Origin of the sequence: Novosphingobium sp. ERW19, from assembly GCF_012641315.1 — a bacterium.
Taxonomy (GTDB): domain Bacteria; phylum Pseudomonadota; class Alphaproteobacteria; order Sphingomonadales; family Sphingomonadaceae; genus Novosphingobium.
The window spans coordinates 163,308-177,297 of sequence record NZ_JABAIC010000006.1 but is presented as its reverse complement, the minus strand read 5'-3'; the positions used below and the strand labels follow the sequence as shown (position 1 = coordinate 177,297).

The following is a 13,990-nucleotide window of genomic DNA, read 5'->3' as shown; positions in this document are numbered from 1 at the left end:
CATGCAGGGCCGGTCGCGGCAGATCTTCGCCATAGGAGCCAGCTTGCTTGTTGCGGGCAGGGCTCCTGCCGTATGGGCGGACACGCTCGAACCGGGTCGCGATGGCGCCGGAATGCGCGTTCCTCTTGCACCAGCGACAAAGCTTGCGGCGGCCAATCTGGCAGAGCAATTGCCTGCTCCGGCATTTCGTTCGCAGAAGCTTAATCCGACGGGACGCGCGGTGGTTCTGACGGTGCCTGCCAAGGACGGTGGTAGCTATCTCGGCGACGTCCCGGTGCAGATCGACGTCGACGACCGCCTGTCTTTTCCGGCCGCTCGCGTCGTACAGATCCTGTCCGAACTGCTTGCGCCTGACGTGCTGGAAGGCCTGCGGACGAGCTTTGGCGGCAAGACGCAAGTCAGTGCAGAAGATCTGGCCCCTGTTGGCATTGGCGTAGATTACGATCCGCGCACGCTGGAACTGCGTTTCAGCATTCCCACAGAGCGGCGTGCGTCGCGGGCCGTGTCGGTCTCGGCGCTCGATCGGTCGCGGGTTGGCGAACTGCTGAAGCCTGCAAACTTCAGTGCCTATCTCAATCTCCGCAGCTCGATGGACCTGGTCGAAGATGGGTTTGATCAGGGACTGCGCGAACCGGTCATGCTTGTTGATGGCGCGTTGCGTCTTGGCCCGATCGTCGCGGAAAGCGATGCGATCTGGCAGCCAGGAGCATTGGGCGGCGATTTCCAGAGGCTCGGCAGTCGCTTCGTGTTTGATGACACCCGGCATCTGGTGCGCATTTCTGCGGGCGACCTTGAATCGCAGGCGCGTGGTTTTCAGTCTGCGCCGGACATCGCCGGGATTTCGATCTTTCGTTCCTATAGTGTCCTCAATCCACAACAGGTCGTCCGTCCGCGTGGTGACCGCGCCTTTCGCCTCGACCGTGCATCCACGGTTGAGGTCGTCGTCAATGGTCAGCAGGTCCGTCGTCTGCAACTGGCTCCAGGCAACTACAATCTGCGAGACTTCCCCTTCACGCAGGGGGGCAACGATATTCGCCTGAATATTCTTGACGACACCGGTCGTACGGAAGTCGTCCAGTTCAACCTGTTTGTCGATCAAACGCAGCTCGCCAAGGGTCTGAGCGAATTTGGCCTCTACGCTGGCGTGAAGGCTCCACTCGGTTCGCGCGGCCCGCGGTACAGCGATGACTGGATCGCATCGGGCTATTACCGCCGAGGGCTGACCGATGCCTTGACCGTTGGAGTCAACTTTCAGGCCGACGCTGATAGCCGCATGGGCGGGGTCGAAGCCGTTGTCGGCACGCCGTTCGGCACGCTTGGGACGAATATCTCGTTCAGCAAGGTTGATGGCATCGGGTCGGGACATGCTTTCAACGCCACGTTCCAGCGCCTGATCCAGCGACCGAGCGGCCTCGGCGATACCTTTAACCTGTTCGTTGAACGGCGGAGCCGCCGCTTCGCTCCCGTCTCGTTCTTTCTGCCAGACAATCCCTACAAGTACGAGCTGGGTGGTGGTTACACCCATGCCTTTACCACAAGCTTCTTCGGTGGCGCCGATGTTCGGTTTTCGAAAGGCCGGACCGGCAGGCCCAATGTTCAGAACTACCGTCTGAGCGCGGGTTGGCGGTTTTCAGACCGCGCAACGCTTAACGCAGAGGCGCGTTATCAGGAAGACACGCTGGGCCGGGAGTTCAGCGGCTTTGTCTCGCTCATCGTCCGTCTGGGGCGCTATTCCACTGTCCGCTCCGACTTTGATACGCGCGACAATCGCTTCCGCGCATCGTACCAGACACTCAGCGGTAGCGGCGTTGGCAGCTATAACGTCACCGCCGATGTTGAACGCTCCGACAATGGGGCAGGCGTCTCGGTCAACGCCAATTATTTCGCCAATCGCGCAGAGCTTGGCTTCAGCCATTTCGGCACCTATTCGCGCGGCTTCGGTGACAGTCAGAACCAGCGCAGCACTTTCCGCTTGGGCACCTCGCTGGCGCTTGCCGATGGTGCGGTTTCGCTTGGCCGTCCCATCTTTGACAGCTTCGCCATCGTGCGGCCGCACCGAAGCCTAGGCAAGGCCGACATCGTGGTGGATGCGTCAACCTTCGGCAACGCTGCCAATAGCGGGAGCTTGCGCTCGGCCACGATGCCGAGCTTGCCTTCCTATTCCGAGCGCACTGTGCCTCTCGATGTTCGGGATGCGCCTCCGGGCACTGATATCGGCCAAGGTTCTTTCCGCGTGTTCCCGTCATACCGCAGCGGATACGTCGTTACCGTTGGCTCCGACTACAACGTCACAGCGCTCGGCGTCATGCTCGATCTTGACGGCCAGCCGGTGTCGCTGGTCAGCGGCACGGCCACGGAAGTCGCCCATCCGGAGCGGCCGGCGCAAACCGTGTTCACCAATCGCCAGGGCCGTTTTGGTGCGACCGGCCTTGCACCCGGAAAATGGCGTGTCGAAATGCTCGACGCTGCACGCTCCACATTCGAAATCGAAATCCCCCAGAAGGCAACGGGAGTTGTCCAGCTCGGGGAGATAAAGGCGGTAGAAAAGAAATGATCACTCGGACCGTCATGTCATGCCTGCGCAAGTTCCTGGCTATGGCCGCAGTTGTCCTGATGATTGCTGGTGCCAATGGCGCCTACGCCCAGTCGAACTGCGGCGTTACCGGAAGCGGCGGAAGCACATCCATCCAGTACGATCCGTTTGCGTCATCCGGGCTGCAATCGGTCGATATTCCGCTGACCCTTACGCGCGTTACGGCAGGCGGCGGAAAGAAGACGCAGGAAGCATACTTCGTATTGACGAAGCCCGCAGGAAGCCCCGCCTATCAGGTGCAGGCTACTGTGCCGGGCGGTGGCACCTACTTTGACGTACTGTATGATTCCAACGCGGTGCCAAGCAATCTCCCGGCCATTTCCAATATTCAGACGGGCCAGATTGCCGTGCAGTTCGGCGGGGCTGCCCAGCCGGACACGCTTCAGATCAACCTGCGGGTTACCGTGCCTGCCAACGTCGATCTGATCGCCGGTGGCCTGATTCAGTTCGGGATTCGCTACGTCTGCAAGGGCACTGGCGGCTTGAACGATGTCCTGACGCCAATCGACAGTGCGGCCGCCATCTCGATCAACGTGAATGTCCTGAGCGCACTTCGCGCAAGCTTCGTTGGGACTGCGCTCGATTTCGGCGAGCTTGCCCAAGTCTCGGATGCCCAGGCGTCAACTGTAAAGACTTCGCCGTCAAACCACGTTCGCGTGCAAAGCTCCGGACCTTACACGGTCTCGCTCGGCGTCATGCCGGGAGATGCCCAGCCGTTTGTCTTGACCCCAGGTGGCGCCTCGACGACGGACACGAGTCAGCAGATCCGCTATTCGGTCCGCTTCCTCGGGCAGACCCGGTCTCCCACGAGTACGTCGGCAATCACCCAAACCTGCGCCCGAGCCGGAATTGGCGATGCGATCGAAGACCGTTTGCCGGTGCAGAGCACTCTGATCGACGGCGGAGCGACCAAGGCGATCTCTCCGATCTACTCGGAGAACCTGGTCGTCACGATCACTCCGCTCGTTGCTGGATCAGTTGCGCCCACGGACTGCGGCAGCATCCCGCTGTGAAAGTCAGCGTGGCTCGATACGGAAGCGGATCGAGCCTGCTGCCTTGCCGTTGGCTTCAATCGCTATTGAGCGCGTTTTTGCGGCGGCGTGAGCCACGTCACTGATGAGGACTTCGCCCGAACCGTCGAGGGCAATCGCGCGGCCGTCCACGATCAGCCGGCCCGCAGCAAGCTGCTTGGAATAGGTCGCAACGACGCGATATCCCGCACCGTTATTGCAGAACTCGCGGAGTTCGCTCTTGTTGCCATTGGCGTTGAGCATTGCGCTGGCGCTGTTGTCCACCGAAACGCGGCACACCAGCGGCACTTGCCCGGTGATCGTGATCGAAGCTGATCCTTGCGATGCTTGCACCGCACCACCTGCGGCCACCGTACCCAACGTGGCGAGCGCCAGAGCTACCATCCTGCCAGAAATCATGATGCAATCTCCATTAACACTCAGGCATCATGCATTGGTGGCCGCCAACGTCCGGTTCCGGTTTCTGGTTAACAATTTCCGGGAAAGCTTTAGGAATGGCGGGATTTCGGCGTTTTTTCTCCGCAACGTCCCTAAGTCTGATTACCTAAGCCGTTCGAAAAGTCTGAACGTCCCTTCCTCGCCTGCGGGAACCGCAGCGGCCATTCGCGCATAGAGCCAGACGAAGCTGGCGCGATTTCGCGCGTCAGTCATGACCCGGAAGGAAGCCCGCCATGGCCGCTCGCGCATACTGGCAAGGGCAATTGCGCCTTGCCCTGGTTTCGATCCCGGTCGAAATCTATCCGGCCACGCGCAGCGGTGCGGCCATTTCCTTTCATCAGATCCACGAGCCCAGCGGCAAGCGCATTCGCTATGAGAAAGTGGCGCCCGGCGTAGGTCCCGTTGATCGCGAGGAGATCGTCAAGGGCTACGAGGTGTCCCGCGGCAACTACGTCCTGCTTGATGACGAGGAGATCGAGTCCGTTCGCATCGAAAGCCGCAAGACACTGGAGCTTGTCCAGTTCGTGGGGGCAGATGAAATCGATGCTCTCTATTACGAAAAGCCCTATTTCGTCGTGCCGGCCGATGACCTTGCCGAGGATGCCTACATCGTCCTGCGTGAGGCGCTCAGACAGACGAAAACCGTCGGGTTGGGACAGCTCTCGGTCCGCGGACGCGAACAGTTTGTTTCACTGAAACCATGCGGCCGGGGCCTTATCCTCGAGGTTCTGCGCTATGCCGATGAGGTCCAGCGCGCCCATAACTGGTTCCGCGACATTCCCGCGCGCGATGCAGACCCCGAACTACTCGATCTGGCCGCCAGCTTGATCGAGAAGAAGACCGCGAAGTTTGCACCCGACAAGTTCCATGATCGCTATGTCGACGCGCTCCACGCGCTGATCGACAAGAAGGTCAAGGCAAAGGGTGAGCGCATCATCGAGGACCCCGACGCTGACGAGGCTCCGCGCGGTGGCAACGTGATTGATCTGATGGCCGCGCTCAAGCAATCGCTCGGCCACGACGAAGATGCCGATGAGGGCAGGCCGCGAAAGCGCGCATCGCCGTCACGCCGGAAACGGGCTTGAGCGATGGCCGTCCGCGATCCCCTCGCAGCTTACAACGCCAAGCGCGATTTCACCCGCACCGGAGAACCTTCGGGCAAGAAGGCATCGAGCACGACGGGCAACCTCTTCATCGTCCAGAAGCACGACGCCACGCGGCTTCATTGGGACTTCCGCATCGAGGTTGACGGTGTGCTGAAAAGCTGGGCGGTGACGCGCGGACCCAGCCCTGATCCGGAAGACAAGCGCCTTGCGGTGCAGACCGAGGATCACCCGCTAAGCTACGCCGAGTTCGAAGGTACCATTCCCGAGGGCGAGTATGGTGGTGGGACCGTGATGCTGTGGGATCGCGGAACCTGGGAGCCGATTAAGGGCAAAAGCGCCAAGGACCTTTTAGACGGGCATCTGCACTTTCGTCTCGTCGGGCAGAGAATGAAGGGCGAATGGCTGCTCATCCGCTTGAAGAAGCGGGGCAACGAGAAGCGCGAAAACTGGTTGCTGCGCAAGATTGATGACGCATTTGCCGCGCAGGGAGATCTTCTCGTCGAACGTGCTCTCACCAGCGTGCTTACCGGCCGGACCATGGCCGAGATTGCCGCCGACAAGCGCTCCAGCCATTCGTTGAAGGGGAAGCGGGGAAAAGACTTTGCCGCCGAGATGCAAGCGGCAGCCAAGCACAATGCGCGGATGACGAAGGCGCAGGCACCAGGCAAGAAACGCGGTGCAGCACCACTGCCAGCGTTTCAACCCGTCCAGCTTGCAACTCTGGTCGACAGTGTTCCCGAAGGGCGCCAATGGCTTCATGAGATCAAGTTCGACGGGTATCGGGCGCTGATCGCTGCAAAGGGCAAGGACGTCAGGGTGTTTACCCGCAGTGGCCTCGATTGGTCCGAGAAGTTCTCTCCCCTGATCCGCCACTTCGCTAGCCTCGATCTGCCGTCATGCCTGATTGATGGCGAGATCACGGCATCGGACGCCGAGGGCAACCCGGATTTCTCGCGCCTGCAAGCCGTGCTGAAGCGAGGCCATGGCGAACAGGGCGAAGGCGATGCTCTTTCCTTCCATGCGTTCGATCTCCTTGAACTCGATGGCGAGGACCTGAAACCACTATCCAATGTGGAGCGCAAGCAGCGGCTGTCCGGCCTGTTGGCCGAAGCTTCTCCGCCAATCCATGTCGCCGATCACATCATTGGTGGGGGTGAGAAGCTGCTGGAGGCAATGTGCCGTGCCGGGCAGGAGGGCATCATCGCCAAGCGGGCCGATGCGCCTTATCTGCCAAAGCGGACGCAGAACTGGCTGAAGGTCAAATGCATCCTGCGCCAGGAATTCATCATTGTCGGCATGACAAAATCGAGTGCCCGCCGCCGCCCCTTCGCCTCGCTTCTGCTGGCACAGAGGGAAGGTGATGCGCTGGTATACAAGGGCAAGGTCGGCACGGGGTTCAATGAAGGGCTGCTTGACGAACTGGCCGCCCGGTTTGAACCGCTGCGGCGGGAAGACCGCGCACTCGAAGTGCCCAAGACTGAAGCCCGTGGCGCGTCATGGCTCGAGCCCGTGGTCGTCGCCGAGATCGCTTTTGCCGAGTTCACCGGTGAAGGAAGGGTCCGCCACGCCAGCTTCGTCGGTTTGCGTGAAGACAAGAAGGCCGAGGACGTGACGCCCGAGAAACCTGTGCGGATCGAGAACCCGAAGGAAATCATCAGCATCAGCAACCGTTCGCGCGTGATCTTTCCCGAAAGCGGTCAGACCAAGGGTGATCTGGCAGACTACTACGCACAGCTTGCTCCAGCGATGCTCCCGTTTCTTGCCAATCGCCCGCTAAGCCTCGTGCGGTGTCCGCAGGGCAGGGCGAAGCAGTGCTTTTTCCAGAAGCATGATAGCGGCTCGTTCGGCGAACATGTCCATCATGTCCCGATCCGCGAGAAGGACGGCGATAGCGAAGACTATCTCTATGTCGGCGATGCTGCGGGTATTCTCACGTGTGTCCAGATGGGGACGATTGAATTCCACGGTTGGTGCGCCCGGACTGACGATGTCGAAGCGCCAGACCGCATGGTCATCGATCTGGACCCTGACGAGGGGCTTGATTTTGCGGACGTGAAACGCGCAGCAAAGGATATCCGGTCGCGCCTGTCCGATCTCGGTCTGGTAAGCTTTGCGATGCTTTCGGGTGGGAAGGGCGTGCATGTCGTCATCCCCCTGCGCCGAGATCATTCCTGGCAAGCACACGCCAGCTTCGCCGAGCGTTTTGCCAAGGCCCTGGGGATGGCAGAGCCGGAGCGCTACGTTGCCAACATGAGCAAGGCCAAGCGCAAGGGGCGCATCTTTATCGACTGGTTGCGCAATCAGCGCGGCAGCACCGCAGTCATGCCCTATTCCGCCCGCGCACGCGCCAACGCCCCGGTTGCAGCGCCGATCGATTGGAACGAACTTGATGATTTCGAGAAGGCCAGCGCTTTCACCATTTCCGATGCAGCCGCCCTGTTGAAGCGCAGCGAGGGCAAACTGCTGCGGGGATGGGGTGTGGCAGAGCAGTCCCTGCCCGACGTCTAGGCCCAACCGGATCGTCGAAAAACCGTTGGGTCACACCATTTCTTGCGGACGGATCAGGCGATCAAACGTCGCTTCGTCTACAAGATTGAGCGCCAGCGCCGCCTGTCTCAAGCTCAGATCATGCTCATGGGCGTGCTTGGCGATCTTGGCGGCGTTGTCGTAGCCGATCTCGGGGGCGAGAGCGGTCACAAGCATGAGCGAGCGTTCGACAAGCTCTGCGATGCGCCGCCGATCGGGTTCGATCCCCTCGACACAGCGCTTTGCAAAGCTTTCCATCCCGACCGTCAGCAGGTGCATGGAGCGCAGCACTGCTGCCCCGATCATCGGCTTGAAAACATTGAGTTCAAGATGCCCCTGCATTCCTCCAACGGTCACGGCTTGGTGGTTCCCGATCACCTGCGCGCAAACCATCGTCAGCATCTCGGCCTGTGTCGGGTTGACCTTTCCGGGCATGATTGAGCTACCAGGCTCGTTGGCTGGCAACTCCAGTTCCCCGATGCCGGATCGGGGACCGGAGCCTAGCAGGCGGATGTCGTTGGCGATCTTCGTCAGCGCGACGGCCAGTGTGGCAAGCGTGGCCGACAGTTGCACCAGCGCGTCGTTCGAGGCGAGCGCCTCGAACTTGTTCGGCGCCGTGCTGAACGGTTTTCCCGTCAGAACCGCAATCTCCGCAGCAATGTCCTCAGCAAATCCTTCCGGTGCATTGAGGCCTGTGCCAACAGCGGTGCCGCCCTGCGCCAGGCGAAGCAGGTGAAGTTCGGCGTGCCGTAGATGATCGTGCGCATTGCGCAATTGCTGCGCGTAGCCTGAAAACTCCTGGCCAAGCGTCAAAGGCGTGGCATCCTGCAGGTGGGTGCGCCCGATCTTGACCAGGTCCTTCCAGGCAATCGCACAACCGGCAAGCGCACCGGAAAGCTTGTCCAGCGCCGGGATCAGCTCACTATTCAGCGCTTCCACCGCCGCCACATGCAGTGCGGTGGGAAAGGTGTCGTTCGAGGACTGCCCCATATTCACGTGATCGTTGGGGTGCACCGGACTTTTGCCGCCGCGTTCACCGCAAAGCATCTCGTTGGCGCGCCCGGCGATGACCTCGTTCGCGTTCATGTTCGTTTGCGTGCCGCTTCCGGTCTGCCAGATCACCAGTGGGAAGTGCTCATCAAGTTTTCCTGAGGCCACTTCGGTAGCAGCCTGCTCTATGGCGTTGGCGAGCCTGACATCCAGTCCATGCCGACGATTTACCCTGGCGGCTGCCTGCTTGATGATACCCAGCGCATGCACAATGCCCAAGGGCATCCGCTCCATGGAACCGAACGGAAAATTGTCGATGCTGCGTTGTGTTTGCGCACCCCAGTAGGCGTCGGCCGGGACCCGGACTTCGCCCAGACTGTCGCTCTCGATACGCTGCATACGCTTCTCCGGTCAGGTGCGGTCGAGCAGTCGCTCCACTGTCTCGTTTGCTGTACCCTGCTTGTCGGCTGATGCACCAACTTCGCGTTCAAGCGCGGATCGCAGTCGGCAGATTTCATCATCCGTCAGATGTTCGATGCCGACAAAGCCTTCGCGAGCCTTGTCGACAGCGCGGATAAGCTCGTCCAGCTTTGCCTGCATCGCGGCAGCGTCGCGGTTCTGGCTGTTCTGGATCAGGAAAACCATGAGGAATGTGATGATCGTGGTGCCGGTGTTGACGACGAGTTGCCAAGTGTCGCTCCACTGGAACAACGGGCCGCTCAATCCCCAGCCGATGATGATGGCGAGCGCGATGACGAAGGTTGCGGGGCGTCCGGCCCATCCGGAAACCCGGTTGGCGATGGCGGTGAAAGCCTGGTCCACCGGATCAGTCCTTGCGCACGTGCTCTGGCTTGCCCTTGCGACGTGTCGCGGCAAGCTCCTCCAACTCCTTCTCGGTCATAGATTTTTCCATTGATCGTGACGCCCCTTTGAGGTCATTCTTGTCCGTCTCCCCTCGCTTGGCCGATAGTGCGGCGCCGGCGGCCTTCTGCTGGGCTGCTGATTTGGCTGGCATCGTCATTCTCCGAATGGTTCCCGACGTGAACGTTCGGGCAGGTCCACCGTTCCGGATGCTTGGCCGGTAACTGCGCCAATTTGCGTAGCGCTCGCCGTCGCGCGTGAAGCTACTCTTCGGCAATGGCGGTGGGCACATCTTTGCGCGAGCTTCTGGGGGCAGGGCGAATTTCTGAGGCCTTGGCCAAGGCGGGAGAAGCGCTCCAGGTTGATCCCCGTGATGTGGAGGCGGGCTTTGTCGCCGCCGTCGCTCTGGCAGAGAGCGGGCGGATGGCCGACGCGCTCAAGGCCATTAGTGCAGTGCTCAAGGCCGAACCCGAAAATGCCGAGTATCTTGCTCAACAGGCACGGTTTTTTCTGCTGGCACGGCGAGAGGCCGATGCCCTTGCCGCGGCGCGGGGGGCTGTGGCCGCAGGAAGTTCAGATCCGCTGGTGCTGGATACCATCGGCTGCGTGTTTGCGCGGCTCGGGGCGCATGACGAGGCGTTGCCCCTATTCGAAACAGCCGTAAGATCTGCGCCGGATGTCATTGAATTCCAGTTCAATCTTGGCAGCACCTTGGGATTCTTCGGCCGGGTTGACGAGGCGGCGCGGGCCTATGAAGCCATACTCGCGCGCGAGCCGGGACATGGCCGGGCGCATCTTGCATTGGCGGGACTGCGCCGTACTTCCCCGGAGACAGGCCTCACCCGGATTGCCGCGGCCCTGTCGCAGAATCCCGACTCCGAAGAGGAAGTCAGGCTGCGCTACGCTGCTTTCCAACTCCACGAGGCAGAAGGGCAACTCGACGAGGCAAACGCGCAACTCTCCCTGGGCAACGCGAGGCACAGGGCCAACCTCGGCTACCAGTTCGAGACTGATCAGGCACTGTTCGAGATCATCCGCCGCACCTTCGTTCGCGACCTGCCCTTGATGTCCGACAGTCGCCTCGACGAAGCACCGATCTTCGTCGTCGGCCTGCCTCGCACCGGGACGACGCTGGTTGACAGGATCCTCTCGTCACATGCGGAGGTGACTTCGGCCGGGGAGCTTCAGGCCATGCCGCTGGCGGTGAAGCAGTTGTCCGGGACATCATCGCGGCTGGTGCTCGATCCGGCGACGGTGGAGGCGAGCCGAGGCGTTTCGGCACAGAAGCTGGGGGAGCTTTATCTCGCCCGGGCACGCCAGAACGCCGGGGCCGCCGGTCCGCGGTTCACCGACAAGTTTCCGCTGAATTTCCTGTATATCGGATACATCCTGCAGGCGCTGCCGCGCGCGAGCATCGTCTGCCTGCGACGTGGGGCGATGGACAGTGTTTGGAGCAACTACAAGCACTTGTTCGCGCTCGGCTCGCCCTACTATCGCTGGTCCTACGACCTGATGGACACGGCGCGCTATGTGCTGCTGTTCCAGCGCATGATGGGGTTCTGGCGTCAGCGTTTTCCGGGCCGAATTCATGAAGTTACCTATGAATGGCTGGTGGCGGACCAGGAGACGGAAACCCGCAAGCTCCTGAGCCATTGCGGGCTGGAGTGGGATGCCAACTGCCTGGAATTTCACCGGAATCGCGCTGCGGTTGCCACGCCGAGCGCGCAGCAGGTGCGCCAGCCGATGAATGCACGCTCCGTCGGTCGCTGGCGCGATTACGAGAAGCACCTTGGCGAGGTGAAGGACTACTTCCTCGTCAACGGCATTCCACTCGACTGATTTTCCTGAAGTGCACGAAAAAAGGGCCGCCGGTCTTTCGAGCGGCGGCCCAGTCTTCGCAGGAACTGGTGCCGGCCTGCCGCAGCAGGCCGGCGTAAACGTCAGAAGTTCTTGGTCATTTCGATGCCGACCTTGCGCGGGCTGAGCACCGAGTTGGCGTAATAGCGCGAGACGACGCCATCATTGACGATGCGGCGCGACAGGTCGTTCGAGACCGAGACCACGGCGTACTTGTCGAAGATGTTGTCGGCGTAGACGCGGAACTCGAGCGTCTCGTCGAGACGGTAGGCGATCGAGGCGCGGTGCGTGGTGTAGGAGGGCAGGATCTCGCCGCCGGCACGCGCTCCGACGCGGGTGAAGATGTTGCCGGTGAAGCTGGAGGTCCAGCTCAGCGTCATCTGGTCTTCGCCGACCGGGAACTCGTAATTGAGGCCGAGAGAGCCGGAAACCTTGGTCGAGCCGGGCAGGCGATCTCCGGGCAGGGCATCGAATTCGCCACCCCGGGTCTTGAGCAAGGCAGGTACTGCTTCCGTCAGGTAAGCATCGGTGTAGGACCAGTTGCCCTGAACGCTGAACCCTTCGAAGGGGCGGGCATTGAACGAGAACTCGACGCCCTTCGATACGGCCTTGCCGCCGTTGACGGTGATGCCAATGGCGCCGTTCTCGGTCAGGCCATCCAGCTGGATACCGTCCCAATCAATGTGGAACAGCGCAAGCGTGGTGCGCAGCTTGCCATCGAACAGGCTGGCGCGGATGCCGATTTCCTTGTTCTTGGTGGTATCTGGCTGGTAGGACAGCTCGTTCGGAAGAGCGCAGAGGTTCTGGCCCGGTGGCAGGGGCAGGACGCAAGGAGCGACGCGGTTGACGCCACCGATGCGATAGCCCTTGCTGTAGGTCGCGTAGACCATGAGATCAGGCGAGAACTTGTACGAACCGTTGAACTTCCAGACGCTGCCGCTCTTGCCGGTATCGCCTTCGCGTGAGCGGAAGTTGATATTGGGGAAAGGCTGGAACAGCGGGAGTGCCTGGCCACCGATCACGTAGGCGTCGTAGTTGAAGTAGCGACCGCCTGCAGTCAGCGTGAGGGCGTCGATCGGCTGGAAAGTGAGTTCACCAAATACAGCCTTTTCCTTGGTGTCGGTGCGGACGAAGGATGCGTATTCGACTTCGTCAGGACGGTTTATCCCGGCCCAGGCGGGATAGCCGGGGACGATTTCGCGGTAGTCTGAGTTGGTCTTCAAGCGATTGTAGAAGCCGCCGAGCACCCAGCTGAACGGACCGCCGTGGGTGGAGACCAGGCGGACTTCCTGGTTGAACTGCTCATTCTCGCCGTTCGAGCGGGTATAGCCCGAGAAGGAGGGGAACAGTTCGTAGTCGTAATCGAGATCGAGAAGCAGGTCGGTAACGTCGACCGAGCTCTTGAATTTCTGACGAGTGAAGGCGGTGGCGGAAACGAGCTGGGCGATGTCACCCAGTTCCGCTTCTATTTCAGCGGCATAGAGGTCAGTCGTGCGCTTGGCCGGTTCGAGATAGCGCCATGGAGCTTCGTACTTGCCGGTGCCGAATACCCCGCCGCCGTTCGCTTGCCGACCATTGGTGTCGGTCTGCTGGCGGACGTAGCTGAGCGTCACTTTCAGGCCATCGAAAGGATAGAGACCCAGCTGATTGCGGCTGGTGAAGGTGTGCTCGAAGTTGGCGTCGGCGTAAGTGTAGAAGTTGTCAGCGATCTGCTGCGGCGTGCCGATGGGGCCAAAGAAAGTGCCGGGCCGCGCAGGCTGGGGATTGGACACGCCCGGCTGCTTGAGCAGGTAGATGTAGTCCATGAAGCCCGGATCGTTGTAGTAGCCGGTGGCGGAGCGGAAGGCGACCTTGCCCGGAATGATCGGAACGTTGACCACGCCATCGACGACGAAGCCGGGATCCTTGGCATGGGCGACGTCATAGACGCGGGCGTGGAACAATCCTTCCCAGCGGTCCGGGTCAGGACGGTTGGGAATGTAGCGGATGGCGCCTGCGAGAGTGCCGAGGCCGTAGAGCGTGCCTTGCGGCCCGAGCTGGACTTCGACGCGGTTCATGTCGATGAACTTAAAGTCTTGGTAGAGCGGGATTTCACCAAGGTAGGTGGCGAGGGTGTTGTCACCATTGGCGCCGAAAGTGCTGCTGTCGCTGGCCGAAAGACCGCGCATGACGATGCTGCCGGTCGAACGCGGGCCGGTATCCTGGATCGTGACGCCTGGCGTGAAGGCCGCGAGCGATCGGACGTCGTCGACGCGCTGGTCCTTGAGGCTTTCCGCGGTGACGGCGGAGATGTTGATTGGCGCATTCTGAAGCGAGACCGCACGGCGCGTAGCGGTGACGATGATTTCGTTGCCGGCACCACCGGCCTCTGCGGCTTCCGCGCTGTCGGGGGCCGGTGCTTCCTGTGCGACAGCAGGAAGAGCCGCGATGCTGGCCAGTGCGCTGGCCGAGAGGAGCGCTGCGCGCTTCAGGGAAAACGTCATGAAACCCTCACTTTGTTGTTTTGTATCTTGTGGCTTCAGTCACCCTCATCATCGGTGGAGCGGTGGCTCTGACTTGAGCTCTGTTCACAGCGCCGATGCATTTCT

10 protein-coding genes are annotated in these 13,990 nt (G+C 61.1%); 5 read left to right on the top strand and 5 right to left on the bottom strand.

What is annotated here, in order from left to right:
• Position 1: 1 nt before the first annotated feature.
• Together HGI46_RS13380 and HGI46_RS13375 are read left to right on the top strand one after the other, a co-directional pair.
• Positions 2 to 2,554 carry a fimbrial biogenesis outer membrane usher protein gene (locus HGI46_RS13380; RefSeq protein ID WP_168904606.1) on the top strand — a complete coding sequence of 851 codons (2,553 nt, stop codon included), beginning with the start codon at positions 2 to 4 and terminating at the stop codon, positions 2,552 to 2,554.
• Positions 2,551 to 3,606 carry a hypothetical protein gene (locus tag HGI46_RS13375; RefSeq protein ID WP_168904605.1) on the top strand — a complete coding sequence of 352 codons (1,056 nt, stop codon included), beginning with the start codon at positions 2,551 to 2,553 and terminating at the stop codon, positions 3,604 to 3,606. The genes HGI46_RS13380 and HGI46_RS13375 overlap by 4 nt, the downstream gene beginning before the upstream one ends.
• A gap of 3 nt (positions 3,607 to 3,609) precedes the next feature.
• On the opposite strand, the gene HGI46_RS13370 is transcribed toward HGI46_RS13375, so the two are convergent.
• The gene (locus HGI46_RS13370) at positions 3,610 to 4,023 is read right to left on the bottom strand and encodes a hypothetical protein (protein WP_168904604.1); all 414 of its coding nucleotides are present in this window, start codon (positions 4,021 to 4,023) and stop codon (positions 3,610 to 3,612) included.
• Positions 4,024 to 4,295: 272 nt separating this feature from the next.
• On the opposite strand from HGI46_RS13370, the gene HGI46_RS13365 reads away from it, so the two are divergent.
• Both HGI46_RS13365 and ligD read left to right on the top strand, forming a co-directional pair.
• Complete coding sequence (locus tag HGI46_RS13365; RefSeq protein ID WP_168904603.1) at positions 4,296 to 5,147, top strand: Ku protein; 852 nt, start codon at positions 4,296 to 4,298, stop codon at positions 5,145 to 5,147.
• Between the two features lie 3 nt (positions 5,148 to 5,150).
• The gene (gene ligD / locus HGI46_RS13360) at positions 5,151 to 7,676 is read left to right on the top strand and encodes a DNA ligase D (RefSeq protein WP_168904602.1); all 2,526 of its coding nucleotides are present in this window, start codon (positions 5,151 to 5,153) and stop codon (positions 7,674 to 7,676) included.
• A 30-nt stretch (positions 7,677 to 7,706) separates the two neighbouring features.
• Here the strand turns inward: ligD and fumC are convergent, their stop codons facing one another.
• The 3 genes from fumC to HGI46_RS13345 are packed head-to-tail and all read right to left on the bottom strand — an operon-like array spanning position 7,707 to position 9,699.
• Positions 7,707 to 9,083 carry a class II fumarate hydratase gene (fumC, locus tag HGI46_RS13355; RefSeq protein ID WP_168904601.1) on the bottom strand — a complete coding sequence of 459 codons (1,377 nt, stop codon included), beginning with the start codon at positions 9,081 to 9,083 and terminating at the stop codon, positions 7,707 to 7,709.
• A gap of 12 nt (positions 9,084 to 9,095) precedes the next feature.
• Positions 9,096 to 9,506: a low affinity iron permease family protein gene (locus HGI46_RS13350; RefSeq protein WP_168904600.1), complete on the bottom strand. Its 411-nt coding sequence runs from the start codon at positions 9,504 to 9,506 to the stop codon at positions 9,096 to 9,098.
• 4 nt (positions 9,507 to 9,510) lie between these two features.
• Positions 9,511 to 9,699: a DUF3008 family protein gene (locus HGI46_RS13345; protein ID WP_168904733.1), complete on the bottom strand. Its 189-nt coding sequence runs from the start codon at positions 9,697 to 9,699 to the stop codon at positions 9,511 to 9,513.
• Between the two features lie 122 nt (positions 9,700 to 9,821).
• Here HGI46_RS13345 and HGI46_RS13340 point away from each other — a divergent pair, with 122 nt between their 5' ends.
• Positions 9,822 to 11,384 carry a tetratricopeptide repeat-containing sulfotransferase family protein gene (locus tag HGI46_RS13340; RefSeq protein WP_277346338.1) on the top strand — a complete coding sequence of 521 codons (1,563 nt, stop codon included), beginning with the start codon at positions 9,822 to 9,824 and terminating at the stop codon, positions 11,382 to 11,384.
• 101 nt (positions 11,385 to 11,485) lie between these two features.
• Here the strand turns inward: HGI46_RS13340 and HGI46_RS13335 are convergent, their stop codons facing one another.
• A complete protein-coding gene (locus tag HGI46_RS13335) occupies positions 11,486 to 13,885 on the bottom strand; it encodes a TonB-dependent receptor (protein ID WP_168904598.1) in 2,400 nt (799 codons plus the stop codon).
• Positions 13,886 to 13,990 lie beyond the last annotated feature (105 nt).